General features: G+C 62.4%; 20 protein-coding genes and 1 pseudogene. 11 read left to right on the top strand and 10 right to left on the bottom strand.

The window, feature by feature from the left end:
* The 3 genes and pseudogenes from BLR80_RS13475 to BLR80_RS11580 all read right to left on the bottom strand — a co-directional run.
* Window positions 1-93, bottom strand: a pseudogene (locus BLR80_RS13475) (IS3 family transposase); the annotation flags it as partial.
* Window positions 94-174: 81 nt separating this feature from the next.
* The gene (locus BLR80_RS11585; RefSeq protein WP_092080344.1) at window positions 175-705 is read right to left on the bottom strand and encodes a restriction endonuclease subunit S; all 531 of its coding nucleotides are present in this window, start codon (window positions 703-705) and stop codon (window positions 175-177) included.
* Window positions 695-2,398 carry a type I restriction-modification system subunit M gene (locus BLR80_RS11580; protein ID WP_092080342.1) on the bottom strand — a complete coding sequence of 568 codons (1,704 nt, stop codon included), beginning with the start codon at window positions 2,396-2,398 and terminating at the stop codon, window positions 695-697. Before BLR80_RS11580 ends, BLR80_RS11585 begins: the two co-directional genes overlap by 11 nt.
* A 400-nt stretch (window positions 2,399-2,798) precedes the next feature.
* Between BLR80_RS11580 and pdxA the strand changes: the two genes are divergently transcribed.
* The 3 genes from pdxA to BLR80_RS11565 all read left to right on the top strand — a co-directional run bounded on the left by pdxA (window position 2,799) and on the right by BLR80_RS11565 (window position 7,609).
* Complete coding sequence (gene pdxA, locus BLR80_RS11575) at window positions 2,799-3,842, top strand: 4-hydroxythreonine-4-phosphate dehydrogenase PdxA (RefSeq protein WP_092080339.1); 1,044 nt, start codon at window positions 2,799-2,801, stop codon at window positions 3,840-3,842.
* Window positions 3,832-6,645, top strand: a complete 2,814-nt coding sequence (gene uvrA / locus BLR80_RS11570; RefSeq protein ID WP_092080336.1) for an excinuclease ABC subunit UvrA — start codon at window positions 3,832-3,834, stop codon at window positions 6,643-6,645. The genes pdxA and uvrA overlap by 11 nt, the downstream gene beginning before the upstream one ends.
* 70 nt (window positions 6,646-6,715) lie before the next feature.
* Window positions 6,716-7,609, top strand: a complete 894-nt coding sequence (locus tag BLR80_RS11565; protein ID WP_092080333.1) for a lipid A deacylase LpxR family protein — start codon at window positions 6,716-6,718, stop codon at window positions 7,607-7,609.
* Here BLR80_RS11565 and BLR80_RS11560 read toward each other — a convergent pair.
* Together BLR80_RS11560 and BLR80_RS11555 are read right to left on the bottom strand one after the other, a co-directional pair.
* Window positions 7,597-8,049: a hypothetical protein gene (locus BLR80_RS11560; protein WP_092080330.1), complete on the bottom strand. Its 453-nt coding sequence runs from the start codon at window positions 8,047-8,049 to the stop codon at window positions 7,597-7,599. The genes BLR80_RS11565 and BLR80_RS11560 overlap by 13 nt on opposite strands.
* 201 nt (window positions 8,050-8,250) lie before the next feature.
* The gene (locus BLR80_RS11555) at window positions 8,251-9,936 is read right to left on the bottom strand and encodes an FAD-dependent oxidoreductase (RefSeq protein WP_092080327.1); all 1,686 of its coding nucleotides are present in this window, start codon (window positions 9,934-9,936) and stop codon (window positions 8,251-8,253) included.
* Between the two features lie 193 nt (window positions 9,937-10,129).
* Between BLR80_RS11555 and BLR80_RS11550 the strand changes: the two genes are divergently transcribed.
* A complete protein-coding gene (locus tag BLR80_RS11550; protein ID WP_092080324.1) occupies window positions 10,130-10,456 on the top strand; it encodes a hypothetical protein in 327 nt (108 codons plus the stop codon).
* A gap of 18 nt (window positions 10,457-10,474) precedes the next feature.
* Entirely contained in the window at window positions 10,475-11,905 is a 1,431-nt protein-coding gene (cls, locus tag BLR80_RS11545) for a cardiolipin synthase (RefSeq protein ID WP_092080322.1), read from the top strand.
* A gap of 477 nt (window positions 11,906-12,382) precedes the next feature.
* On the opposite strand, the gene BLR80_RS11540 is transcribed toward cls, so the two are convergent.
* From BLR80_RS11540 to BLR80_RS11520, 5 genes are all read right to left on the bottom strand, one after another.
* The gene (locus tag BLR80_RS11540) at window positions 12,383-12,805 is read right to left on the bottom strand and encodes a universal stress protein (protein WP_092080319.1); all 423 of its coding nucleotides are present in this window, start codon (window positions 12,803-12,805) and stop codon (window positions 12,383-12,385) included.
* Between the two features lie 28 nt (window positions 12,806-12,833).
* A complete protein-coding gene (locus tag BLR80_RS11535) occupies window positions 12,834-14,123 on the bottom strand; it encodes a TRAP transporter large permease (RefSeq protein WP_092080316.1) in 1,290 nt (429 codons plus the stop codon).
* Entirely contained in the window at window positions 14,110-14,628 is a 519-nt protein-coding gene (locus BLR80_RS11530; RefSeq protein ID WP_092080313.1) for a TRAP transporter small permease, read from the bottom strand. The genes BLR80_RS11535 and BLR80_RS11530 overlap by 14 nt, the downstream gene beginning before the upstream one ends.
* Before the next feature lie 103 nt (window positions 14,629-14,731).
* On the bottom strand, window positions 14,732-15,766 hold the full coding sequence (locus BLR80_RS11525; RefSeq protein WP_092080310.1) for a TRAP transporter substrate-binding protein: 1,035 nt from the start codon (window positions 15,764-15,766) through the stop codon (window positions 14,732-14,734).
* 223 nt (window positions 15,767-15,989) lie between these two features.
* Window positions 15,990-17,033: a TRAP transporter substrate-binding protein gene (locus BLR80_RS11520; protein WP_245691515.1), complete on the bottom strand. Its 1,044-nt coding sequence runs from the start codon at window positions 17,031-17,033 to the stop codon at window positions 15,990-15,992.
* Window positions 17,034-17,424: 391 nt separating this feature from the next.
* Between BLR80_RS11520 and BLR80_RS11515 the strand changes: the two genes are divergently transcribed.
* The 6 genes from BLR80_RS11515 to BLR80_RS11490 all read left to right on the top strand — a co-directional run bounded on the left by BLR80_RS11515 (window position 17,425) and on the right by BLR80_RS11490 (window position 25,141).
* Window positions 17,425-18,387 (top strand): chemotaxis protein, encoded by a 963-nt coding sequence (locus tag BLR80_RS11515; protein WP_092080307.1) that lies wholly within the window; start codon window positions 17,425-17,427, stop codon window positions 18,385-18,387.
* A gap of 177 nt (window positions 18,388-18,564) precedes the next feature.
* On the top strand, window positions 18,565-21,561 hold the full coding sequence (locus BLR80_RS13015; protein WP_171906440.1) for an efflux RND transporter permease subunit: 2,997 nt from the start codon (window positions 18,565-18,567) through the stop codon (window positions 21,559-21,561).
* A 5-nt stretch (window positions 21,562-21,566) separates the two neighbouring features.
* Window positions 21,567-22,346: an outer membrane lipoprotein-sorting protein gene (locus tag BLR80_RS11505; protein ID WP_245691514.1), complete on the top strand. Its 780-nt coding sequence runs from the start codon at window positions 21,567-21,569 to the stop codon at window positions 22,344-22,346.
* Window positions 22,346-23,632 (top strand): hypothetical protein, encoded by a 1,287-nt coding sequence (locus BLR80_RS11500; RefSeq protein WP_245691512.1) that lies wholly within the window; start codon window positions 22,346-22,348, stop codon window positions 23,630-23,632. The genes BLR80_RS11505 and BLR80_RS11500 overlap by 1 nt, the downstream gene beginning before the upstream one ends.
* Window positions 23,607-24,365 (top strand): TatD family hydrolase, encoded by a 759-nt coding sequence (locus BLR80_RS11495; protein ID WP_171906439.1) that lies wholly within the window; start codon window positions 23,607-23,609, stop codon window positions 24,363-24,365. Before BLR80_RS11500 ends, BLR80_RS11495 begins: the two co-directional genes overlap by 26 nt.
* A gap of 32 nt (window positions 24,366-24,397) precedes the next feature.
* On the top strand, window positions 24,398-25,141 hold the full coding sequence (locus BLR80_RS11490) for a tRNA threonylcarbamoyladenosine dehydratase (protein WP_092080297.1): 744 nt from the start codon (window positions 24,398-24,400) through the stop codon (window positions 25,139-25,141).
* Window positions 25,142-25,204: the final 63 nt, after the last annotated feature.

The raw sequence follows: 25,204 nt of genomic DNA, 5'->3' as shown, positions 1-25,204 counted from the left end.
GCTCAGTTCGCGGGATAGCGCATCAACGGATTCGCCCCGCAGCAGACGTAGGACCACTTCACGCTTGCGGGCGGCACTCCAGCGCTGCCCCTCGGCCAACGGTCCTGTGACGGTTTCGTTCTGGTTCTGTTTGGTCATTGTCAATCTCCTTGGACACGGGGACATTACCCCAAATCAGTGTCCAAGAAAACCGGCGCCGCTCCAAAACCAGCTCTTGAACAGCGCCTGCGCCATCGCCTCCAGCGTGGCGTTCATCTGGCGGTTGAGTTCGATTTTGTCATTCAGTGCGTCGAGGTGCTCAACTATTGAATCCTGAATCTTTCGAGGGGGAACTTTCGCTTGCAACGCATAAAAATCTTCCCGACTAGTTGAGGGGATAGCGGAGCCTGAGTCCATTCCGTTGATGTCTTGCGTTAGAAGACTGTAGTAAGCCCACTTCAGGTTAATATCTGTCTTGGGAGCGACATAAAATGCAGTGTCAATCACATAAAAGGGCTTATCCGAGTAATGGATACCGCGATATGCGCCCTTACGCCCAACGATAACGCTTGGAAAATCACACAGAGGCTTATCACACCAGCCAACAGGGCCATTAGTTCCAAAGACGGGGACATCACCAATCGCGTCCTTGTAGTCTTTCAGCGACTTACCATACTTTAGCTCAACAAGGTCGCCCCAAGACGTTTCGTTCCACTCACCCCCCATAACCCAACGCCTCCAGATTCTCACGAATCACCGCATCGAGTTTTTCCGACTCTTCCATCTGCCGATAGAGGGTCTGGGTCAGCTCAAGCATCTTCTCCTCGAAGGGGACGCCATCATCCTCGATCTCGGCTGCGCCGACATACCGCCCCGGTGTCAGCACGTAATCGTTGGCCCTGATTTCTTCCAGCGTGGCGGATTTACAAAACCCCGCCACATCTGCATACGCATTCGCGTTCAATTCCCGTAGGGGCGAACCTATGTGTTCGCCCTGTTTGTCTGGGCAGACACGCAGGTCTGCCCCTACAGATAAACCAGGGCAGGCACGCAGGTCTGCCCCGACAGAATCGGAATCAAAATCGGGTGCGGGAACACCGCGCCACGCATGGTAGGTGCGGGCGATCTCGGCGATGTCGTCGGCGGTCAGTTCCTTGTGGGTGCGATCCACCATCGTGCCCAGGTTGCGGGCATCGATGAACAGGGTTTCACCCTTGCGGTCGCGGTGGTTGCTGTCGGTGTGCCCCTCAATCACCTGCGCCTTTTTATTCTTGGTCAAAAACCACAGGCAGACCGGAATCTGGGTGGTGTAGAACAGCTGCCCCGGCAGGGCGATCATGCAATCGACCAGATCGTTCTCGATGATCTTCTGGCGGATGGCGCCCTCACCGGAGGTGTTGGTGGACATGGAACCGTTGGCCAGCACGAACCCGGCCACGCCGTTCTGCGACAGCTTGGAGATCATGTGCAGAATCCAGCCGTAGTTGGCGTTGCCGGTCGGCGGCACGTCGTACCCGGCCCAGCGCGGGTCGTGGGTCAGCTCGTCGGCTGCGCGCCACTCCTTCAGGTTGAAGGGCGGGTTGGCCATGATGAAGTCGGCCTTGAGGTCTTGGTGCTGATCCTTGAAGAAGGTATCGGCCGGCACTTCGCCGAGGTTGCCGGCGATCCCCCGGATGGCGAGGTTCATCTTCGCCAGCTTGTAGGTGGTGGCGGTCAGCTCCTGGCCGTAGATGGAGACATCCTTCTTGTTGCCCTGATGGCTCTCCACGAACCGCACAGACTGAACGAACATGCCGCCCGAGCCGCAGCAGGGGTCGTAGATTTTCCCCTTGTAGGGTTCGATCATTTCGGCGATCAGGTTGACCACGCACTTGGGGGTATAGAACTCGCCGCCGCCCTTGCCTTCGGTCGCGGCGAACTTGCCGAGGAAGTATTCGTAAACCCGCCCGACGACATCCTCTTCCTTGTCCCCGACGGTGTCGATGTTGTTGATCGAGTCGATCAGCGCCGCCAGCTTGCTGACATCGATGCCGAGGCGGGAGAAGTAGTTGTCCGGCAGCGCACCCCGCAGTGCCTTGTTGTTCTTCTCCACCGTGTGCAGGGCGGTATCGATCTTCACCGCAATGTCGTCCTGCTTGGCGTGCTTCTGGATGTACGACCAGCGCGACTCCTCGGGCAGGTAGAAGACGTTCTTCATGGTGTAGAAATCGACCATGTCGAGATACGCCTCTTTCCCCTCGGCGATGAGCTCGGCCTTGCGCTGTTCGAACTTGTCGCTGACGAACTTGAGGAAGATCAGGCTGAGAACAACGTGCTTGTATTCGGACGACTCGACGGAACCGCGCAGCTTGTCGGCGGTGTCCCACAGGGTCTGTTCAAAGGATTTCTGTTTCTTCGGTGTGGCGGGTTGTTTGGCCATTATGGATGAACCTTTTTGTCGGGTAGGAGGAAATGAAAAACAATCCGCTTGCGTGAGGCCTTGCCTTTGGGGATAGTCGCGATTTGCTGGCGGTACGGCTCGCCCGCAGATCGGACATTAGAAGAACTGTAGATGAGTTCTGGTGGTTTTTCTAGAAGAATCAGGGCGGTGGTGAGAAGGCGATTGGGCTGTGATCGTTTTCGCGCAGGTACAAGGCGGCTGCTGATGCCCTGCTCTGGTTCTTGACAGGGTGCCGGCGCGGCGTCAAACCCTGATCGGGTCGTGCGGGGGCTATACATAACCGCAGCGGTCAGCTATGATGGGCGACAGTTTGTCGGCGCCGGCGCACAGCCGGCGGTTTTTCGGGTGTTTCACCCGGTTTTTCGTAAAGGGGTGCTGTATGCCCAGTTTTGCCTGTCCATTGATTCTGACGCAGGGTGATCCTGCCGGGATTGGCCCGGAAATTATCGTCAAGGCCGCACTGGAGGGTACCCTGGCGGCCTGGGGCGATGCCCTGCTGGTGGCCGGTGATGGTGCCATTCTGCAACGCGCCGCGGTGCTGCTGGGGGTTGCTGCCGAGCGGCGGCCGGCCGCCAACGGTGAGGAGCTGTTGCGGCTCGGGTCGCACGGTCTGCGGGTCAGGCCGTTGTCGCAGCTTGATCCGCAGCAGACGCCCTTCGGCCAGCTGCGTGCCGCCAATGGCCGCGCCATGCTCGATTACATTGAATGGGCCTGCGCCGAATGCCGTGCCGGCCGTGCCGCCGGCATGGTGACGGCACCGATCCACAAGGAGGCCATTCATGCCGCTGGCTGTCTTTTCCCCGGCCACACCGAGCTGCTGGCCGAGCGCTGCGGTACCGAGCAGGTGGTGATGATGCTGGCCGGATCGCGCCTGCGGGTCTGTCTGGTGACCACCCATCTGGCCTTGCGGGCGGTGCCGGCGGCTCTGACCAGCGCGGCCATTCTGGCGACGATCAAGGTGACCGCGGCCGCCCTGCAACGCGATTTCGCCCTGCCGCAGCCGCGCCTGGCGGTGCTGGCGCTCAATCCCCATGCCGGCGAGAACGGTCTGTTCGGTGACGAGGAACAGCGCCTCATTGTGCCGGCCATCGAGCGGGCACAGGCCGCCGGCCTGGCGGTGAGTGGCCCGCACAGCGCCGACACCCTGTTTCATTTCGCCGTGCAGGGTCGCTATGACGCGGTGATCTGTATGTATCATGATCAGGGGCTGATTCCGCTGAAGCTGCTGCACTTTGATGATGGTGTCAACGTCAGTCTTGGCCTGCCGATCGTGCGCACCTCCGTCGATCATGGCACCGCCTACGATCTGGCCGGCAGCGGCCGGGCCAATCCCGCTAGTCTGGTGGCGGCGGTGAACATGGCGGCGCAGATGGCCCGTAATCGGCAAGGGCGGTGTGCGGGAGGGTGTCAGCATGCGGGATAAGATTGTCGTCAAGGGCGCGCGCGAGCATAACCTGAAGAATATCGATGTCGAGATTCCGCGTGATCAACTGGTGGTGATCACCGGCGTGTCCGGCTCGGGCAAGTCGACCCTGGCCTTCGATACCCTCTACGCCGAGGGTCAGCGGCGCTATGTCGAAAGCCTGTCGGCCTACGCCCGCCAGTTTCTCGAACAGATGGAGAAGCCCGATGTCGACAGCATCGATGGTCTGTCGCCGGCCATCTCCATCGAACAGAAAACCACCTCGAAGAACCCCCGTTCCACCGTCGGCACGGTGACCGAGATTCACGATTACCTGCGCCTGCTGTTTGCCCGTGTCGGCAAGGTGCACTGCCACCGCTGTGGCCGCGAGATTGCCGCCCAGAGCGTGCAGCAGATGGTCGATCAGGTGCTGGCGCTGGCCGAGGGTACCCGGCTGCTGGTGCTGGCGCCGCTGGTGCGTGGTCGCAAGGGCGAATACCGCAAGGAACTGCAGCAGCTGCAGGCCGAGGGCTATGTGCGGGTGCGCATCGATGGCGCGCTGTACGAACTGGCCCAGACGCCGGCACTGGACAAGAACAAAAAGCACGACATCGAGGTGGTGGTTGACCGGCTGGTGATCAAGGACGGCCTGGCGACCCGCCTGGCCGATTCCCTCGAAACGGCCCTGCGGCTGGGCGACGGTCTGGTGCTGGTGCAGCAGGTCGATGGTCCCTGTCTGGCCTTTTCGGAGAAATACGCCTGCATCGATTGCGGCCTGTCTTACGCCGAGGTCGAGCCACGGCTGTTTTCCTTCAATAACCCGCAAGGGGCCTGCCCCGATTGCAGCGGGCTGGGAACCCGTTCCTATTTCGATCCCGAGCAGGTGGTGCCGCGGCCGGAGCTGAGCCTGCGCGAAGGCGCCATCGCGCCCTGGGTGACGCGCAAGGGCTTCTACTATCAGCAGCTGCTCGATTGCCTGGCTGAACACTACGGCTTCTCTGTCGAGGTGCCCTGGTCGGAGCTGCCGGAGGCGGTGCGGCAGCTGGTGCTGTACGGTTCGGGTACGGAAGAAATCCGCTTCTACTATGATCAGGGTGAGCGGCGGAACTATTATCAGAAGGTCTTCGAGGGGGTGATCCCCAGCCTGGAGCGGCGTTACCGCGAAAGCGATTCCGACGGCCTGCGTGAGAAGCTGGCAGAATACATGGACATCATGCCCTGCCCCAGTTGTCAGGGGGCGCGGCTGCGACCCGAGGCGCTGCATGTGCGGGTGGGTGAGCGCAATATCTTCGAACTGGGCGAGCTGCCCATTGCCCAGGCGCAACGCTTTTTCGACCAACTGGCACTGACGCCCAAGGACGCGGAGATTGCCCGGCGCATTCTCAAGGAGGTGCGTGACCGGCTCGGCTTTCTGACCCAGGTCGGGCTAGGTTACCTCAGCCTCAACCGCTCGGCCGGCACCCTGTCCGGCGGTGAGGGCCAGCGTATCCGCCTGGCGACCCAGATCGGTTCGTCGCTGATGGGCGTGCTTTACATTCTCGATGAGCCGTCCATCGGGCTGCATCAGCGCGATAACCGTCGCCTGCTTGATACCCTGGTGCGGTTGCGCGATCTGGGCAACACGGTGCTGGTGGTGGAGCACGATGCCGAAACCATTCTCGAAGCCGACTATGTCATCGACATGGGCCCGGCTGCTGGGGTCAATGGTGGCGCGGTGGTGGCCGCCGGCACGCCGCAGCAGATTCTGGCCCATCCCGCTTCCCTTACCGGCAAGTACCTCAGCGGCGTGCTGGATGTGCCGTTGCCGGCCCAGCGTCGCGTGGCCGAGCGTTGGCTGGAACTGTGCGGCGCGCGCGGTCACAACCTGCAGCAGGTGGATGTTCGCATTCCCCTCGGGGTGCTGACCTGCGTTACCGGCGTGTCCGGCTCGGGCAAGTCGACCCTGATCATTGATACCCTCTACCGCGCCCTGGCCCACCAGCTGAACGGCAGCCGCGAGAAGGCGGCGCCCTATGCCAGCATCCGCGGGCTGGAGCAGCTCGACAAGGTGGTGGATATCGACCAGTCGCCCATCGGCCGGACGCCGCGCTCCAATCCGGCCACCTATACCGGCGTGTTCGGCGACATCCGCGACCTGTTCGCCCAGCTGCCCGAAGCCAAGATTCGCGGCTATCTGCCCGGCCGTTTTTCCTTCAATGTCAAGGGTGGCCGCTGCGAGGCCTGCAGCGGCGATGGCGTGCTCAAGATCGAAATGCACTTTCTGCCCGATGTCTATGTCCAGTGCGAGGTCTGCGGCGGCGCGCGCTACAACCGCGAAACCCTGCAGGTACACTATCGCGGCAAGAGCATCGCCGAGGTGCTCGACATGACGGTCAATCAGGCCAGCGCCTTCTTCGAGAACATTCCGCGCATTCACGGCAAGCTGCAGACCATCCGCGATGTCGGTCTGGGCTACATCAAGCTGGGCCAGAACGCCACCACCCTGTCGGGCGGCGAGGCGCAGCGGGTCAAGCTGGCGCGCGAACTGGGCAAGCGCGCCACCGGCCGCACCATCTACATTCTCGACGAGCCGACCACCGGCTTGCATTTTGACGATGTGCGCAAGCTGATGGAGGTGCTGCACCGCCTGGTGGACAGCGGCAACACGGTGCTGATCATCGAGCACAATCTGGATGTCATCAAAACCGCCGATCATGTGATCGATCTGGGGCCCGAAGGTGGCAGCGGGGGCGGCCAGATCATCGCCTGTGGCACACCGGAACAGGTGGCCGCCGTCGAGGCGTCCCATACCGGCCGTTATCTGCGCGCCTGCCTGAAACAGTAACCGGCCTTTTCCGGGGCCGCTGAAATGGACGGGTCCGCCGGCAGCGGACTCTGAGGAAAGGGGTGTTCCCATGACATGGAAGGGGATGGTTCGGGCGGTCGTGCTGCTGTCGGTGCTGCTGGCAACGGCGGGCGGGGCGTTGTCCGCAACGGAACCGCCGGCGGCGCTGGTCTGGCTGCAGGTGGCCAACGACGGTTTTTTCAATCAGGATCGCGGCTATACCAGTGGTGTTGAACTGGGCGTTGCCCCCGCTGGCCAGCCCTTCAGTCTGCGGCTGGGGCAGGATTTGTACACCCCCAAAAGCCGCAACCCCTCGGTGCCACCAGCGGGGCAGCATCCCTATGCCGGCTGGCTCTATCTGGCCGGAGACTATCGGCTCGAACTGGCGCCCCAGCTGCTGCTGACCAGCGGCCTGGCCCTGGGGACCACCGGCGAACGGGCGCTGGGTGAGGAAGCGCAGGATCTGGCCCATCAGCTGCTTGGTTTCAATGAGTACGATGGCTGGGACAGCCAGATCGCCCAGCGCTGGGGCTGGATCGGCCAGCTGCGTGTCGATGGCCGGCTGCCGCTGTGGCAGGGCCAGCGCTGGCAGGCCGACGTGCTGCTGCACCTGGCTGGCCGGGGCGGCAATGTGCAGGTTGATGGCGCGGCCGGCGCCACCTTGCGGCTGGGCCTGAATCCGCCGCCGCTGCAGGCGCGGCTGGCGCCGCCAGACCAACCGCGGCGCTATCTGAGTCTGGCTGCCGAACGGCGTCTGGTCGACCGCAATGTCTTTCTCGAAGGGATCAGAACGCGTGACTACCATGTCAGGCCCGAGCGCCAGTTCGATACCCTCAGCGCCGGGTTGCACTGGCAGCAGGGCCGCTATCAGCTGGACCTGGATTTTTACTTTCCCGAGCAGGAGTTCAAGGGGCAGCGCTTTCACTGCCGTTACGGCATCCTGCGGCTGGCTTACTGGTTCTGAACCAGGCGCAGAGCGGCGGGGCCGGAGTTTTCGAGTTTGTGGCACAGGGCGCGAAATACGTTGATATCGTTGATTTCCGCGAGATTGCGGAGATCAATGAGGGTGCCACTGGCACGGTGGCACAGGCAGTCCATGTCCCACCAGGGGCAAGACACCAGGCGATTGAGGTGCAGATCGTTTTTGCAGGGGATAAAGGCGTCGGCGTGGGTGCGGATGTAGGTCATTTTAGCGACGCAGAGATCGTAAAAGGAAAAGACCAGCTCAATAATATGGCAACGGCGCATGGCGCGATGGGTGGCGTAGGGATGGTCGGGGCGGTTGCCGAAACAGCGCACCCAGTAGATTTTCTGGTCGATCATCCTGGGTTGCAGGCGAAATTTCTGAATCAACAGGCGTTTATCTTCACTGAGTTCTTCAAGCAGATGGGTTTGGGAGGGCATCGGTCTCTCCTGGCTGCGTGAGGCGGGAAAGGAACAGGTCGCAGCAGGAACGTTAAAGAAGGAAAACCGATCTGTCTAATATGAATTTATGATGTTTCTCGCCAGAGAAATTGTTCGTTCCGATGGGGCACAACGGCCAACGCGCCCCAGGGTTGCTCTTTACAGGGGCGGTTGGCAATCCGTGCCGAGCTGGAGAGTCTGTCAGCGCTCCAGCTCGTAGGGCCAGGCGGCGATGCCGCCTTCGAGGTAGCGGACATTGGTGAAGCCCGCCTGCTGCAGAATCAGCTGGGCTTCAAAACCGCGCAGGCTGACCTTGCAGAAGGGCACGATCAGGCGATCTTGCGGCAGCTCGGCCAGTTTGTGGCGCAGGACGCCCAACGGCAGCAGGGTGGCACCCGGCAGGCGCACCTCGTCGTATTCGGCCGGTGAGCGCACGTCAAGCAGCAGCAGTTCCTCGCCGCTGGCCAGTTTTTCCTGTACCGCCGCGGCGCTGAGGCTGTCGGCCAGGCCATCGAGCTTGTTGCGCAGGGCGTTGGCGGCCTGGTGCAACGCGTCCATGGCACCGGCGTAGGGCGGCGCGTAGCACAGATCGATATTGGCCAGCTGATCGATGGTGGCGCCGAAGGTCAGCGCCGTGGCCACCACGTCGACCCGCTTGTCGACCACGCCGGAACCGACCACCTGGGCACCGAGGAGGCGGCGGCTGGCGCGGTCGGCAGTCAGCTTGATGACGATGGGCTTGTTGCCCGGGTAGAGATGGGCGATATCGGGCGAGGCGGTGACCAGACTGACCGGCTCCAGACCGATGAGTTGGGCGTCCTCGGCGCTCAGGCCGGTGCGGCCAATGTTGAGATCAAAGACCTTGACGGCCAGGGAGCCGAGAATGCCGGCAAAGGCTTCGGTCTGGCCTGCCAGATTGTTGGCCACCACCCGCCCCTGCTTGTTGGCCGTTGAGCCCAGCGGCACATAAACCTTCTTGCCGCTGAGACGGTCGGTGGCTTCGGCGCAGTCGCCGGCGGCATAGATGGCCGGATCACTGGTCTGCATTTGCTCATTGACGGCGATGGCGCCCGTGGGGCCCAGTTCCAGGCCGGCAGCGCGGGCCAGCTGCACTGCCGGTCGCACGCCGATGGCGATCAGCACCAGATCGGCCGGATAGCGCCCCTGATCAGTGATCACGGCCTCGACCCGGCCCTGGCCCTCGAAGCGCCGCACCGGTTCGGCCAGCCGCAGGTTGACACCCTTGGCGCGCAGTTCACGATGGACCAGGCTGGCCATGCCGAAGTCAAGGGCCGTGGCCAGCACCTGATCCTTCATTTCCAGCAGAGTCACCTGCAGGCCGCGCAGGCGCAGGGCTTCGGCCATTTCCAGTCCGATCAGGCCGCCGCCGACGATGACGGCACTGTGAGCCGTGGCGACCAGTTTATCAATGCGGGCGGCCTGCTCCATGGTTTTCAGCGGCAGTACGCCGTCGAGGTCGTTGCCGGGCAGTGGCGGCACAAGGGGTTCGTTGCCGGTGGCCAGCACCAGTTGGTCGTAGGCCAGCGCCTGTTCACTGCCGTCATCAAGCCGGCGCAGCCAGACTTGGTGCTGGTCGCGGTCGATGCGCAGGGCTTCGCAGCCGGTCAGGGCGGTGAAGCCCTTGATGTTGGCGAAGAAGCCCTCGTCGCGCAGGGCACCGGCCGGAGTGCGGCGGACCTCGCTGAGGTCATCGTACAGGCCGGCAATATAATAGGGCAGCGGGCAGGCACCGTAGGAGATGTCGCGACTGCGGTCGATCACAGTGATTTCGGCCGTCGCATCGAGGCGGCGCAGGCGACAGGCGGTTTTCATGCCGGCGGCTACGCCGCCGATGACGACGATACGTCGACAGCTGGACGGATTCATGCAGTTCTCCTGTGGCTAATGGCAAAACAATTCAGCAAAAAAAATATATCTAAACATGAATGTGCGGGGCTGTCACGGCACTTTTGGCCGTCCTCCGGCAAAGGTTGCCTTTTGGTCGGGCTCCAAGGTAGTCTAAGGCATTATTTTTCGGAAATTTTTCAAAAACGAACGTTGGCGCTGGAAAGGGGCAATTATGGAACGCTGTCCTCTGTGTAAAAAGGCGGAAATGGGAAAATACTGGTGTCGCGCCTGTCATGCCGTATTTGTCTGTCCCAATCCGCAGTGCGGTGCGCCGGTGGCCAAGCCACCGGCCGACAGCTGCAGCCGCTGCGGATTGCTGTTCGAGGATTATATTTTGCGCCGCAAGATGTATCGTCTCTGTCCCAAGTGTCGTAAAAAACAAGGCATCGCTGATGCCCAGTGCCGCTGCGGCTACTGGTTCAACTGCCCCACCTGTGGTCACCGGGTGGTATCCACCAGCATGCTCAGCTGCCCGCGCTGCGCCACGCGGCTGCGCTGAGGCGGGCAACGATCAACCATGTCGACCCTGTCGCTGCTCTGGTTGCTGTTGCTCTACAGTCTGGCTTTGCTGGCCGTGGTCGATGTGCTGTTGACCAAGGACGACCCACGGGCGGCGCTGGGCTGGCTGGTGGTCTGTCTGGCGCTGCCCGGTTTCGGCGCCCTGATCTACTGGCTGCTGGGGCGTAACCGCATCCGCAACCGGGCCCAGGCCTGGAAACAGCAGGGTAATGGCATGCAGGCCCGGCCACGCCGCAGTGGCTTTGAGCCGGCGCCGTTGCGAGCGCCATTTCAGACCCAGAACTATGTGCTGTTGCGGCGGTTGGCCGACACCGTCACGCGCCGGCCCTTGCTCGATGGCAACCAGCTGGAATTGTTGCACAATGGGGAGCAGGCCTATCCCGCCATGCTGGCGGCCATCGACGCGGCGCGTGAGCGCATCTGTCTGTCGAGCTATATCTTCGATACGCGCCAGACCGGCCGCCGTTTCGCCGCGGCCCTGATCCGCGCCAGCCGGCGTGGCGTCGAGGTGCGGGTGTTGGTCGACGCTCTGGGCGAATTCTACACCTGGCCACGGGCGCGCCGGCTGTTTCGCGCCAGTGATGTTCGTTTCGTCCTGTTTCTGCCCTTCACGTTCAAGGCCCGCGGCGCGCATATCAATCTGCGCAACCACCGAAAACTGTTGCTGATAGACGGCCAGATTGGTTTTACCGGCGGCATGAATATCAGCCAGCGTCACTGCGTTGCCGCGCCGGGCCGGCGGGCGCCGGTGGTTGACCTGCATTTCCAGGTGCGTGGGCCGGTGGTGGCCCAGATGCAGGAGGCTTTCATCGAGGACTGGCAGTTCGCCAGCGGTGAACGCCTGCCGCCGCTGGAACCGCAGCAGGTAAGTCGTGCCGGTGAGAGTCTCTGTCGCGGCGTCAGCGCCGGCCCCAACGAGGATTATGAAAAACTGCAGTGGCTGATCAGTGGTGTGCTCAGCTGCGCCCGCCGGCGGGTGGCCATCATGACGCCCTATTTCGCGCCGGAGCCGGAAATTGTCCGGGCGCTGTGCGGGGCGGCCTTGCGGGGGGTGCAGGTCGATATCCTGCTGCCGCGCAAAAACAATCTGCCCTTTGTTGACTGGGCCGGGCGGGCCAGCTTTGCCGAACTGCTGCATTATGGTGTACGGCTGTATTATCAGAACGGTCCCTTTGTCCACAGCAAGCTGCTGCTGATGGATGACCACTATGCCCAGATTGGCTCGGCTAATTTCGATGCCCGCAGTCTGCGGTTGAATTTCGAGTTCAATCTCGAGGTTTATGACGAGGCGCTCAACCGTCAGCTGCGCGACCATTTTGATTGTCAATGCCAGCGTGCCCAACCGCTGCGCTGGAGCCAGCTGCAGCACTATCCGCTGACGCTGCGGCTGCGCGACCGCTTTGTCCGCCTGTTCACGCCCTTTCTCTAATAGGATGTTGAAAAAGGCCCATCCGGGGTTTTTTCAACGATGCAAGCCGAAAATGCGATTTCCGTCTTGCTCACAAAATCAACCTATTACGAAGTAATGATTGATTTTGGTCGCCCGTCCATGGGCTCCAGCAGGCTGTTTTTCAATAGCCTGCTGAGGTTGCGACTGTCCTCTGCTCGCCGGATACAAACAGCCGGGGCGGCCCGTTGAAGGGGCCGCCCCGGCTGTTTTTGGTTAGGTCGGCGGATTGCTGTTGTCAGCGGAACTGTCGGATTTGTCCTGCGGCGCGGCGGCCTTTTTTTTCTTCCTGACCGGAAGATCACAGGATTGCGGACCTCAGCCCAGGCCGAGGCGGGGGAAGACCCAGCGGGTCAGAACAAACCAGATCGCAACCAGGCCAAGCAGGGTCAGAAGGGAATCCATAATCAAAAACTCCTTTGGTGCGAGAAGAGAGCGGCTCGGATAAGAGGTGGGCGGTTAAAACAGCAGTACCGGGCAATCGACCTCGTGCAGGACATGGTTCGAGACCGAGCCGAACAGGGCATCACGCAAACCGCCACGACGATGGCGGCCGATGATCAGCAGGTCGAAGTGTTCGGTGTTGGCAATCTGGCTGATGATATCGCGCGGATAGCCGCTTTCCAGCCGGGTGCTGACCGCCAGGCCGGCATCGCGTAGCAGGGCGGCGCCCTTGTCGAGCAGGGCCTGGCCGGCGTCGCTGGCGTAACGGCGGATCATGTCGATCTGGAAATCGGGGATCATGCGGTAGTCCATCTGCTTGAGGTTGACCACATGCAGCAGCGTCAGCGGGGTACTGCCGAACTGCTGACGCAGACGGACGATGTGCTCCAGGGTGGCGTCGCTGGTCTGGCCGGCGCGGATCGGAACAAGAATCTTCATGGGCGAATTCCTCTGAAGGGGCCTGTAATCAGGAGCCGTAGAACAGGCGCGGCAACAGCAGCACCGGATCGGGCCAGAAGGTCAGCAGCAGCAGGATAGCGATCTGGATCAGCAGAAAAGGCATGACGGCGCGGGCGACATAGAGCATGCCGCGGTTGGCCACGGTGCCGGAGATAAACAGGCTCACCCCCAGCGGCGGTGTGCAGTAACCGATGCCCAGGTTCAGCGTCATGAGCAGGCCGAAGTGCAGGGTGTCGATGCCGAACCGGGCCAGCAGGGGCAGAAAGATCGGTGTCAGGATGATGGTGGCCGAGATGATGTCCATGAACATGCCGATACACAGCAGCAGGACATTGACCACCAGCAAAAAGGCCCAGGGGCTGGTGAAGTTGGCCACTGCGGCGCGGGCAATGCGATCGGGAATCTGTTCGAAGGTCAGATATTCGCCGAAGACCGAGGCGCCGGCGACGATGACCAGCAGGGTGGCCGAGGTAATGGCCGAGGATACGACCACCTTGCGCACGTCGGTCAGCTTCATGTCGCGGTGAATGGCCAGTTCGACAATGAAGGCGTAGACACAGGCGACGATGGCGGCCTCGTTGGCGGTGAAGATGCCGGAATAGATGCCACCGAAGATGATTACCGGCAGCAGCAGGGCCCAGATGCTCTCGCGCAGCACCGCCAGCACCGCGCGCAGGGTCGGTCGTGGCTGGCGTGGCCGCTGATCGCGGCGGCAGAACCACCAGGCGTAGAGCGACATGGCGGCCATGATCAGAAAGCCGGGGATGAAGCCGGTGAGAAACAGGGCTTCGAGGGAGTCGGTGGTGATCATGGCATAGAGAATCATGGCGATGGACGGCGGGATGATGACGCCGAGGATCGGCGCCGTGGTCATGATGCCGATGCTGAAACGCTCATCGTAGCCGTGATTGATCAGAGCCGGGATCATGAAACCGCCGATGGCCACTACCGTGGCGACGGTCGAGCCGGAGATGGCGCCGAAGAAGCCGCAGGCCAGCACCCCGGCGATGGCCAGGCCGCCGGGCAGAAAGCCGACCAGCACATCGGCGGTCTTGATCAACTTGCTGACGATACTGCCGGTGGTCATGATGTTGCCGCACAGCACGAAGAACAGCACCACGATCAGGGCGAATTTGTCCATGCTGCGGTAGAGAATCTCGATGACGATCTGCGGGTCGATGCCGACAATAAAGGTCAGGCCGGCCAAACCGGTGAAGAACAGCGCCATGAACACCGGCACCGTCGCCGCCATGGCGCCGAGCAGCAGCGCCAGTATCAGCAGTTCATTGGTTTCCATCGGCAGCCTCCTCCTTGACCGGCTGCGGCAGCAGGTCCTCCACCAGTAGAATCAGGGTGCGCAGCGTCATCGTCAGGCCGACCAGCGGCAGCACGGCGTAGAACCACCATTCGGGGAGCTGCAGCGTGGCGGTACGGGCGAAGCTGTCGGCATAAACAGCGCGGGTCAGGCCCAGGCCAAGCCAGGTCAGCAGGCCGGAAAACAGCAGCACCGCCAGATGGTTGACCAGATTGAAGAAGCGGCGGGTCACCGGCAGGATCTGCGGCAGCGCGTCAATGCGGATCAGCGACCGTTGCCGCACGGCAGCGCTGCAGCCGACATAGGTACAGAAAAATACCGCCTTGCGGACCACCTCGTCGGACCAGTAAAGGCTGATGCTGGTGGTCTTGCGCAGGATGATGTTGATCAGGCCGGTAAACAGGGCGACGAGCACGACAGCGACCAGGGACCAGTCCTCGAAGCGGGTCAGGCCCCGATCGAGACGGGTAAGCAGGTTTCGCAGCATGGGGACCAGATTCTTTCTGCAGGAGGTTCAACGCAAAACGGCCGGAGCAAATCTCCGGCCGTTGGATGTGATCACGCAGGGCCGCGTTAGCGGCAGGCCGGCGTCAGGGCGCCAGCAGCTGGCGGGCCTTGGCCAGGTAGTCGGCACCGATTCGTTCTTCCCACCGTTTATACACAGGCGCGGCCAACTCGACAAGGGTTTGCTGCTGCGCGGCCGACAGCGGATAGAACTGAACGCCGGCCGCCTTGGCTGCCGCCACCTGTTCATCGTACTGGATGCGGGTGCGCTGGCGCGTGTCGGCACTCTCCTCGGCCACCACCCGCAGCAGAATGGCGCGCAGATCCTCGGGCAGGCGCTGCAGCCAGCGTTCGTTGACCAGATGGACAAACAGGCCCTGAGCGTAATTGACCTCGGTGAAATGACGGGCGACGTCGAACTTCTTGGTGATGTTGCAGACGATCGGACTGTGATCGAGACCGTTGATCACGCCGGTCTGCAGGGCCTGCGGCACGTCGGGCCAGGGCAGCGCGGTGAACTTCAGACCCCAGGCCTTGTAGATATCGGCGTTGACGGGTGCTTCGGCGATGCGGAAACGGACGCTGGCGGCTTCTTCCAGGGTGCGCACCGGCGTGGTGGTGGCCCAACCGTAGGGGCCATAACCGGTGATATCGAGAACCCGTACGCCGGCCGGCAGGGCACAGTTGCTGAAGGGTTCAAACAGCTCCGGTGTGGCGCGGAAGCGGTCAAGTTTATCGAAGCTGTCGACCACGAAGGGCAGATTGACGATGCCCAGCAGCGGCGCCAGATTAGCGGCTGCCACCGATGAACACAGCATGCCCTGGATGGCGCCCATCTTCAGCTTGTTGAGCACGTCCTTTTCACCGCCAAGCTGGGACAGGGGGCGGAAATCGACATAGAGCCGGCCACCCGATTCCTGCCAGACGCGGTCACGGATACGGAAGCCGACCCCGACACCCTCAATGCCGGGATGAGAAACGTTGGACACCAGATAGGTGTATTCGGCGCCGGAGGGGTCAAAGTTTGGTTGCCAGCGAGCCAGGGCATCATTGGCCACCGCCGTCAACGGCAGGCACAGAAGGCAGAGCAGGGTCAGCAGGGCAGTGGTCAGACGGGTCATGGCGGTATTCCTTGTCGGGTCTGAAGGGAACGAACAGATAAAAGCCGGCCGCGCGGGTCGGCCGGACTGCTTTGAGCGCCAGTTCTAGCGCACGGGCGCTGACCCTGCAAAATAAAATCGTTTTTTATTCGGCGTTTTTCCGCAGGCTCAAACAGGCGTTTTGTCGTAAAAGACGGCGCCGGCCCAGACGTGGGCCGGCGCCGCGGGGAAGCAAGGGTGGGTGTCAGTGCAGCTGCTGGCGCACCAGGTCGAGATAGGCTGGCCCGATGGTGGCGCGCCATTTTTCAATGACCGGCTCGGCCTGCCGCCGCAGTTCGTCCCGCTCGCTGTCGGGCAGGGTCAGGAAGGTGACGCCAGCCGCCTGGGCCTCGGCGATCTGCTGCTGTTGCTGCAGTTCAGTCTGCTGACGGGCACTGGCGCTTTCCTCCGCTACCACGCGCAGAAACAGCTGGCGCAGATCCTCCGGCAGGCGATCAAGCCAGCGCTTGTTGACCAGGTGAATGTAGAGCCCCTGGGCGTAATGCAGATCGGTGAAATAGCGGGCGACGTCGAATTTTTTGGTGATGCTGCAGACCATGGGGGTGTGATCAAGGCCGTCGATGACGCCGGTTTGCAGGGCCTGGGGCACGTCGGGCCAGGGCATGACGGTGAATTTGAGTTTCCAGGCCTTGTAAACATCGGCATTGACCGGTGCCTGGGCAATGCGGAAATTGACGCTGGCGGCGTCGGCCAGGGATCGTACCGGGCGGGTGGTGGCCCAGCCGTAGCTGCCGTAGCCGGTGAAGTCGATGACCTCGATGCCCTGCTGGCGGGCAGCGGCGCGAAACGGTTCGAACAGTTCCGGCCGGGCGCGGAAGGTTTCAAGCTTTTGCGGGCTGTCGATCAGAAACGGCAGGTTGACGATGCCGAGAACCGGCGCGATGTTGGCGGCGGCTACCGACGAACAGAGCATGCCCTGAACCGCGCCCAGCTTGAGCTTGCTGACCACATCTTTTTCCCCGCCGAGTTGGGCCAGCGGCCGGAAATCGACATAGAGCCGGCCCCCCGATTCCTGCCACAAGCGGTCGCGAATTTTGTAGCCCACGCCGATGCCGGCGATGGCCGGATGATCGACATTGGACAGAATATAGGTGTATTCGGCTCCGCTGGGATCGAAGGCCGGTTGCCATTGCTGCAGAATGCTCAGGTCGCGGCTATGGCCGGTGCTGGTGAAGGCGATAAACGCCATCAGGACGGTAAGCAGACGGGAAAGAACAGATCCGGACACAATACATCTCCTTTTCGGTACAGCCGGGTTACAAACGGAAAGAACCACCGCGGGGCCGGCAAATCCGGTCGCCTGGCGGTAAAAAAGCCTGGCCCGCAGCCTAACGGCTGTGCCGGAAACAGGTCAAGTGCATTTGCGGCACTGCGCGTCGGCGGATTTTTATGTTATATATCGGCTGATTCCGGCTACGCTGGTGGTATAGTCGGAAATTGGCAGGACCGTTGCATCCGTCGGCGGCCTGAGGACAGAAGGAAATGACAGCGTTGGTTGCTGGCAGACGGATGCTGAACGGGCTGTCATGTTCATGGCTGGGTGGTGACTTGGGTTGGGGCGGCCGTTCCGACCTGGCCAATCAACAGTGCCCGCGCGTGGCACACCGGAGGAGTGGCGGATGACGATGGTACAGAAGAACAAAGGCATTTTGCTTGAAGCCGGCACCAACGAATTCGAGATACTGGAGTATTATCTGCAGGGCCAGTCCTTTGGCATCAATGTCCATAAGTTGCGTGAAATCGTGCCCTATGATACCGGAGAGCTGACCCGCCTGCCCGATGCCCACCCGTCGTTGCTGGGAACCCTGTTGCTGCGAGGTGATACCATTCCGCTGATTGATCTGGCGCGCCATACCGGCAAGGTTGGCCTGCTGTCTGTTGGCTCGGTTGGCAACGGGGGGAGTGGGCGAAACCGCCAGGTGGTGCTGGTGTGCGAGTTCAATGACGAGGTGATTGCCTTTCTGGTCGACGGTGTCGATCAGATTCATCGTTTGTCCTGGTCGCAGGTCAAGCCGATGGATCGCTTTTTCGAGGCTTATCGGCCCCGCTTCACCGGCACGGTGACGGTGGCCGAGCGTGATATTCTCATCGTTGACATGGAACATATCGCCTACGAGGTATTCGGCAACGGCGCCAGCTTTGGTGAATCTTCCATTGAGGTGGAGGTGCCGGCGCCCGAGCGCAAGCGTCATCGGGCCGATGTCAAGCTGTTCTTCGCCGAGGATTCGACCCTGATCCGGCAGGGCATTCTGCGGGTACTGATCAATGCCGGCTATGAGCAGGTGCAGGGCTTTGGTGACGGCCTGGCCTGTTGGAACGCCATCCAGCAGGCGCGGGAGCAGGGTGTGTTGCCGACGCTGGTGGTGTCCGATATCGAGATGCCGGAACTCGATGGCCTGGCCCTGTGCCGCCGTATCAAGGAAGATCCGCAACTGCGCCATATCCGGGTGGTCATGTATTCGAGCCTGATCAATGAGAACACCTCGCACAAGTGTGACGAGGTGGGCGCCGATGCCTATACCAGCAAACCCGACGTGACCAAGGTGGTGTCGCTGGTTGACCGGTTCTGTCTGGAACCCTGAGTGGCGGTGTCACGCCTGTTCGCGCCAACCCCGGCCCGTTGCCGGGGTTTTTTGTGGCCAAAACATTCAAAATACAATATATATGTTTTTGACTGTTTGATGAGGCTGTGGTAAGGACAACGGCAGACACAAGGTGTTTACCCGCCTCCCCTGATTCGCGTTGTTCACGGAGATTTCATGAAGCTGCTGTTGACCCGTCTGAGCCTGCGCTATCCGCGTCTGGTACTGCTGCTGGCCCTGCTGGCCACCCTGGCCTTTGCCCTGCAATTCCCCCGCGTGCATTTTGACAACGACCCGGAAAACATGCTGGCGGCCGATGAGCCGGTGCGGCAGTTTCATCATCAGGTCAAGCAGAAATACGCCCTCTATGATTTTGTTATTGTCGGCATCGTTAACGAAAGCCATCCGGCCGGGGTCTTCAATGTCGACACCCTTGGCCGCATCGACCGGCTGACGCGTCAGCTGCTGCATCTGCAACCGGCGGCCGGCGCGGTTGGCCTGCACCTGCCGGGCGAGCCCGAGGTGCGTCTTGATCTGGCGCCGCAGTCGGGCTGGCAGCGTCTGCTCAACCGCGCCTTCAATCATGATCCCAACCGGCTGTTCACCGCTGACGGCACCAGTGCCCTGGTGGCCCATGAATTGATTGCCCCCAGTGTCGTTGACAATATCAAGCAGGCTGAACTGGGGTCGCTGCGGCTGGAATACCTGATGGAGCAGCCGCCGCACACGGAGGCTCAGGCGCGCGTTATCCGCGACGACGCCATGGGCAATCCGCTGTACGCCGGCACCCTGGTGTCCGAGGACGAGCGGGCGCTGTGCCTTTATCTGCCTATCGTCGATAAGACCTTCAGCCATAATGTCGCCAACCTGGTGCGTCACCTCACCGCCGACTGGCCGGCGCAGGATCGGGTGCTGATTACCGGCCTGCCGGTGGCGGAGGACACCTTCGGAGTCGAGATGCTGATCCAGATGGCGACCTCGGCACCGCTGGCCGGGCTGGCAATTTTCGCGCTGTTGTGGCTGTTTTTCCGTAGTCTGGCGCTGATTGTCGCACCTATGGTGGTGGCCCTGTTGAGTGTGATCTGTGCCATGGGACTGCTGATAGGTCTGGGCTACGATGTCCACATCATGAGCTCGATGATCGCCATCTTTCTGATGCCCATCGCCGTGGCCGATTCGGTGCATATCCTCAGCGAGTTCTATGATGTCTATCCGCGCTTCGGTGACAAGAAGCGCGCGGTCGAGCATGTCATCGGTCATCTGTTTGCCCCCATGCTCTACACCAGTCTGACCACTATCGCCGGCTTTGCTTCGCTGGCTTTCACCCCGATTCCGCCGGTGCAGGTGTTCGGTCTGCATGTGGCTTTTGGTGTCGCGGTTGCCTGGCTGCTCAGCATGACGCTGATTCCGGCCTATATTGCCCTGGCGGTATCGGAAGAACGGCTGGCCAGCCGGCAGTTGCTGCCGGCCGGTGCGGCGGCCCCGGCGACCCTGCTGACAGGCCCCCTGGTCGCCCTTGGCCGCTTGACGCAGCGGCGCGGTGGCGCCATCGGCATGCTGACGCTTATCCTGCTGGTGCTGGCGGGTTACGGCATCAGCCGCATCAGTGTCAACGACAATCCGGTCAAATGGTTCAGCCCGCAGCATGAAATCCGGCAGGCCGACGCCATTCTTAACCACCATTTTGGTGGTACCTACACCGCTTATCTGACCTTTGCGCCGCTGAAGCCGGAGGGTTGCGGCTGCGACGAAAAGGCCCAGCGCATCGCGGCGGCGTTGCAGCAGCGTTTTGGTGCCAGCCGGCCAGCGGAAACCGCTGTGCTGCTCGAGACCCTGCAGCGGCTGAGCGCGGAACAGCGCCGTCTGGCTGGCTGCGATGTCAATCGCTGTTTCTTCGAGCTGCTGCAACAGGCGGAGCAACTCGACCGGGGCTTTTTGGCCGGCTGGGCTGCTCTGGCCGATGCCCTGCAGTATCTTGACCCTGTCGGCCTTGATGGGGAACGGCTGCGGCAGGAGCTGGCGGCGGCCGGTGTGCTGGCCGGAAGCGAGGCGCGGCAGCTGTTGACGGAATTGGCGGCAGGGCCGCCGGTAACTGGAGAGGCCCTGCTCGATACGGCACTGGCCCTGTGCGAGCGTCACAGCCAGGCTTCATTTGCCGCGCTGGTGCTGGAGCAGCAGGCCGAGACCACCGCGCCGCCGTTCAAACGGCCCGAGATGCTGCGCTATCTTGAAGGGCTGCAGCAGTATCTGCAACAGGTGCCGCAGGTGGGCAAAAGTTCCTCGGTGGTTGATGCGCTGAAGAAGGCGGCCTACGAACTGAGCTATCGCGAACCGCCGGTGGGTGGCAGTGCCGCCGAGATTGAGCTGTATCGCCAGCGCAATGCCGCGCATTTTGCCGTGCCGGCTACGGCTGCGGCGACGGCTCAGGTGTTTGTCCAGCTTGAGGGCATGAAGAAAAAGGACAGTCTGTTTCATCTGGTGACGCGTGATTACCGCGAAGCCAACCTGTGGCTGCAGCTCAAGAGCGGTGACAACCGGGACATGGAACAGGTGGTGGCGGCGGTGGAGGGCTATCTGCGGCAGAATACGCCGCCGCAGGAGCTGGTGACCGGCTGGGCCGGCCTGACCTACATCAACGTGGTGTGGCAGGACAAGATGGTGCGCGGCATGCTTTCCTCTCTTGGCGGCAGCTTTGTCGTGGTGCTGGTGATGATGATGCTGTTGTTCCGTTCGCCGCTGTGGGGCGCCCTGGCGATGATCCCGCTGAGCGTGACCATTGCCCTGATTTACGGTATCATCGGCCTGGTCGGCAAGGATTACGACATGCCGGTGGCGGTGCTGTCCTCACTGACGCTGGGCTTAAGTGTCGATTTCGCCATTCATTTCCTGCAGCGGGCCCGCGAACTGTGTCGCACCGGGCAAGACTGGCCTGCCAGCTGTGCCGCCATGTTTCGCGAGCCGGCCCGGGCCATCAGCCGCAACGCCATTACCGTGGCGGTCGGCTTTACTCCCCTGCTGCTGGCGCCGCTGGTGCCCTATAAAACGGTCGGCTTCTTTTTGGCCACCATCATGACCGTATCCTGGCTGGCCACCCTGCTGCTGTTGCCGGTGCTGGTGCGGTTGCTGCGGCGCTGGCTGTTTCCGCCGGGCGCTGCCGAACCCAAAGGAGAATGAACCCCATGCATCCGCGTTTCTGGTGTGTTGTCGTGCTGTTGCTGCTGGTGCCGGCTCCGTTGCTGGCTCTCGATGCCCAGGAAATTGTCGAGCGGGCCAATCAGGCGGCCTACTACGCCGGCGCCGATGGCCGCGCCCGGGTCGAAATGACCATTCGCGATGCCAGCGGCCTGGAGCGCCAGCGCCGATTTACCCTGCTGCGGCGCAACGAAGCCGATGGCCGGCAGCGCTTCTATGCCTATTTCGAAGCGCCGGCCGATGTCAACAAGATGGCCTATCTGGTGTGGAAGAATCCGGCCGCCGAGGATGATCGCTGGCTGTGGCTGCCGGCGCTGAATCTGGTCAAGCGCATAGCACCGGGCGACAAGCGTACCAGCTTCGTCGGCTCTGATTTTCTCTATGAGGACGTGTCGGGTCGCAGCACCCGTGAGGACACCCATGTGCTGCTGGAAGAAACCGACAGCCACTATGTCATTGAGAGCCGGCCGAAGAATCCGGCCAGTGTTGAGTTCGGCCGTTTTGTCACCCGCATCGACAAGCAGACCTTTCTGCCGCTCAAGGCGGATTACTACGACAGCAGCGACCGGCTTTATCGTCAGGTAGAGGCCCTGCAGGTCGAAACCATCCAGGGGTTTGCCACGGTGACGCATGCCGTGGCGCGTGATCTGCTGCGCGACAGCAGTACCGAAAACCGTTTCAGTGGCGTGGCCTACGATCTGGGGCTGAACGAGCGTATCTTTACCGAGCGTTTTCTGCGACGGCCGCCGCGCGAGGTGCTGCATTGATGGCGTGGCGCGCCAGGGGGTGGCTGGCTGCCGCCCTTGGCTGGCTGTTTTGCCTGGTTCTGTTGTCGGCGGTGCCGGTCCGCGCCTGGGAGCTGCACGGTTTTGCCGATCTGCGCAGCGGTCTGCGCCTGCGTGACGCTGATCACCAGCGCCGTGCCCTGCTCAACGAGGCCCGGCTGCAGTCCCAGCTGAGCCATTACGGCACCCTGGCGCTGTGGCAGCTGCGTGCCGATCTGGTGGCGGACGAGGCTGCGCCGGAAACCGAGCTCGATCTCGAACGCGGCAGCGGTCCGCTCGATCTGCGGGAAGCCTATGTGCTGTTGACCCCGGCCGCTGCCGTCGATGTCAAGCTCGGCCGCCAGATCCTTACCTGGGGCACCGGCGATTTGCTGTTCATCAACGATCTGTTTCCCAAGGACTGGCAGGCCTTCTTTCTCGGCCGCGATGAGGATTATCTCAAGGCGCCGTCCGATGCCGCCCTGATCAGCCTGTTTTGGGGTGCCGTCACCCTCGATATCGCCTACATGCCGGGCTTCGAGGCTGACCGTTACATCAGCGGTGAGCGGCTGTCCTATTTCAATCCGCAGCTGGGCCGCCGGGTCGGCCGTGACGCGATTCTTCAGGTCGACCGCCGCAGCCGTCTGCTGGTCGAGGATGAAATCGCCCTGCGGCTGTCACGCACCCTGGCCGGCTACGAGCTGGCCCTGTATGGTTACGATGGCTACTGGAAGAATCCGCTAGGTTTTGCTCCTGTCCGTGAGCGTATGACCTTTCCGCGCCTGCGGGTTTATGGTGCCAGCCTGCGGGGGCCGCTCGGGGCCGGTTTGCTGCATGCCGAAATCGGCTATTACGACAGCCTGGCTGACCGCACCGGCCGCGATCCCCTGCTGCCCAACAGCGAATACCGTTTACTGCTGGGCTATGAGCGGGAACTGGCCCGTGATTTTACCGCCGCGCTGCAGTACTATCTCGAACGGCTCGACGCCTATGGCGCCTACCGCCGCAGTCTGCCGGCGGGTCAACGGCCGCGTGACGAAAACCGCCAGTTGCTGACCCTGCGGCTGACCCGTCAGCTGCTGGGCCAGAATCTGCTGCTGTCGCTGTTTACCTACTATTCACCGACCGATGCCGATGGCTATGTGCGGGGCCTGGTCAACTACAAGGCCACGGATGCGCTGGCGCTGTTTGCTGGCGTCAATCTGTTCGCCGGCCGTCACGCCGCGACCTTTTTCGGTCAGTTCGAGGACAACAGCAATCTTTATGGCGGAGTCCGTTACAGCTTCTGACGCGCTGGTGTTCGACAGCCATTGTCATCTCGGGTTGCTGGATGATGGTCCGCCGCCGCCCGCCTGTCTGCTGCTGGCGACCGCCTGTGACCACTGGCCGCGGCTGCTGTCTTTGGCGGCGCCGGCCTGGGACCGCTGGGTTGCCGCCGGCTTGCATCCGGCCTGGGCGCAGCAGTGGCAAGAAGGTACGGCGGCGGCGCTGGCGGCCCTGCTGGCCCGGCCCGAGGTGGTGGCCGTCGGTGAGGTTGGTCTTGATGATCGCCAAGGCCCCGCAGCCGCTGTCCAGGAACAGGTGTTGAGGCAGCAGATTGCCCTGGCCCGCCAGTGGGACAAGCCGTTGGTGCTGCATGGCCGTGGTCGCTATGGCCGGTTGCTGGAGCTGCTGCGGCAGGAGGATGCCGCTGCCGTCGGCGGCATCCTGCACGGCTTTTCCGGCAGTGTCGAACTGGCCCGCCAGTTTATCGCCCTGGGTTTTGCCATCGGTGTCGGTCCGGTATTGCTGCGACCTGGCGTTCGCCGCCTGCCACAGGCCCTGCGACTGCTGCCGCCACAGGCCCTGGTGCTGGAATCCGACGCGCCCGCGCTTTTGGCAACGACCGCTGCTGTGGCGCCGCAGACGCTGCTGGCGTTGCTGGCCGATCGTCTTGCCGGGCTTTGTGGTTTGTCGCCGGCAGTGCTGGTGGCGCACCATCAGGCCAACTGCCGGCGAATCCTGCGTCTGCCGTCACTGTGAATTACGCCCCGCACGGGCGGGAGGATTTCTCAATGCTGATAGAACACCATCCCGATCCGGCCGACCGTTTCGACCGCCTGCGCCTGCTGGCGGGTGATGCCGCCGTGGCCCGGCTCAACGGTCGGCATGTGGCCGTGTTCGGCCTTGGTGGTGTCGGCAGCCATGCGGTCGAGGCGCTGGCGCGAGCCGCTATCGGCGAGCTGACGCTGGTCGACTTTGATCGCATCAGCCCGAGCAATATCAACCGTCAATCCCATGCTTGCGACCAGACCGTCGGCCGCTACAAGGCCGAGGTGCTGGCCGAGCGCTGCCGCGCCATTCATCCGGCCCTGCGTCTGCATGTCCATCTGGAACGTTACAGCCCCGCCACGGCGCCGCAGCTGCTGGCGCCAGCCTACGACATGGTGCTCGATTGTATCGACCAGATCGGCGCCAAGATCGATCTGATCTGCCACTGCCGCCAGGCGGGTATTCCCCTGATGAGCGCCCTGGGCGCGGGCAACAAGACCGATCCGGCACAGGTCTGCCTCGGCGATCTGTTTGCCAGCCGTCACTGCCGCCTGGCGCGGGTGCTGCGCAAGGAGCTGCGGCGCCGTGGCGTCAGCGGGCCGCTGCCGGCGGTCTATTCCACCGAGCTGCCACGCCAGCGCAGTGGCGGCCGCGACGCCGCCGGTGCCAAGGCGGCCCTCGGCAGCATCTCGACCATTCCAGCCCTGTTCGGTCTGATGCTGGCCGGCCAGTTGCTGCACCAGTGGCTGGCACCGGCCGACAGCTGAAAAGCCCGGCCCGGCCGGCATCGCAAGCCCTGAAAAATGCACACTGTATACAAATAACTTTTG

This window comes from Desulfuromonas thiophila (assembly GCF_900101955.1).
GTDB lineage: Bacteria > Desulfobacterota > Desulfuromonadia > Desulfuromonadales > Desulfuromonadaceae > Pseudodesulfuromonas > Pseudodesulfuromonas thiophila.
This window is presented reverse-complemented; position numbering and strand designations above follow the sequence as displayed.

What these genes read in the sequence shown, in the direction of transcription:
- BLR80_RS11585 (WP_092080344.1), bottom strand. Translation starts at nt 705, where the DNA reads ATGGGGGGTGAGTGGAACGAAACGTCTTGGGGCGACCTTGTTGAGCTA.
- BLR80_RS11580 (WP_092080342.1), bottom strand. Translation starts at nt 2,398, where the DNA reads ATGGCCAAACAACCCGCCACACCGAAGAAACAGAAATCCTTTGAACAG.
- pdxA (WP_092080339.1), top strand. Translation starts at nt 2,799, where the DNA reads ATGCCCAGTTTTGCCTGTCCATTGATTCTGACGCAGGGTGATCCTGCC.
- uvrA (WP_092080336.1), top strand. Translation starts at nt 3,832, where the DNA reads ATGCGGGATAAGATTGTCGTCAAGGGCGCGCGCGAGCATAACCTGAAG.
- BLR80_RS11565 (WP_092080333.1), top strand. Translation starts at nt 6,716, where the DNA reads ATGACATGGAAGGGGATGGTTCGGGCGGTCGTGCTGCTGTCGGTGCTG.
- BLR80_RS11560 (WP_092080330.1), bottom strand. Translation starts at nt 8,049, where the DNA reads ATGCCCTCCCAAACCCATCTGCTTGAAGAACTCAGTGAAGATAAACGC.
- BLR80_RS11555 (WP_092080327.1), bottom strand. Translation starts at nt 9,936, where the DNA reads ATGAATCCGTCCAGCTGTCGACGTATCGTCGTCATCGGCGGCGTAGCC.
- BLR80_RS11550 (WP_092080324.1), top strand. Translation starts at nt 10,130, where the DNA reads ATGGAACGCTGTCCTCTGTGTAAAAAGGCGGAAATGGGAAAATACTGG.
- cls (WP_092080322.1), top strand. Translation starts at nt 10,475, where the DNA reads ATGTCGACCCTGTCGCTGCTCTGGTTGCTGTTGCTCTACAGTCTGGCT.
- BLR80_RS11540 (WP_092080319.1), bottom strand. Translation starts at nt 12,805, where the DNA reads ATGAAGATTCTTGTTCCGATCCGCGCCGGCCAGACCAGCGACGCCACC.
- BLR80_RS11535 (WP_092080316.1), bottom strand. Translation starts at nt 14,123, where the DNA reads ATGGAAACCAATGAACTGCTGATACTGGCGCTGCTGCTCGGCGCCATG.
- BLR80_RS11530 (WP_092080313.1), bottom strand. Translation starts at nt 14,628, where the DNA reads ATGCTGCGAAACCTGCTTACCCGTCTCGATCGGGGCCTGACCCGCTTC.
- BLR80_RS11525 (WP_092080310.1), bottom strand. Translation starts at nt 15,766, where the DNA reads ATGACCCGTCTGACCACTGCCCTGCTGACCCTGCTCTGCCTTCTGTGC.
- BLR80_RS11515 (WP_092080307.1), top strand. Translation starts at nt 17,425, where the DNA reads ATGACGATGGTACAGAAGAACAAAGGCATTTTGCTTGAAGCCGGCACC.
- BLR80_RS13015 (WP_171906440.1), top strand. Translation starts at nt 18,565, where the DNA reads ATGAAGCTGCTGTTGACCCGTCTGAGCCTGCGCTATCCGCGTCTGGTA.
- BLR80_RS11505 (WP_245691514.1), top strand. Translation starts at nt 21,567, where the DNA reads ATGCATCCGCGTTTCTGGTGTGTTGTCGTGCTGTTGCTGCTGGTGCCG.
- BLR80_RS11500 (WP_245691512.1), top strand. Translation starts at nt 22,346, where the DNA reads ATGGCGTGGCGCGCCAGGGGGTGGCTGGCTGCCGCCCTTGGCTGGCTG.
- BLR80_RS11495 (WP_171906439.1), top strand. Translation starts at nt 23,607, where the DNA reads ATGGCGGAGTCCGTTACAGCTTCTGACGCGCTGGTGTTCGACAGCCAT.
- BLR80_RS11490 (WP_092080297.1), top strand. Translation starts at nt 24,398, where the DNA reads ATGCTGATAGAACACCATCCCGATCCGGCCGACCGTTTCGACCGCCTG.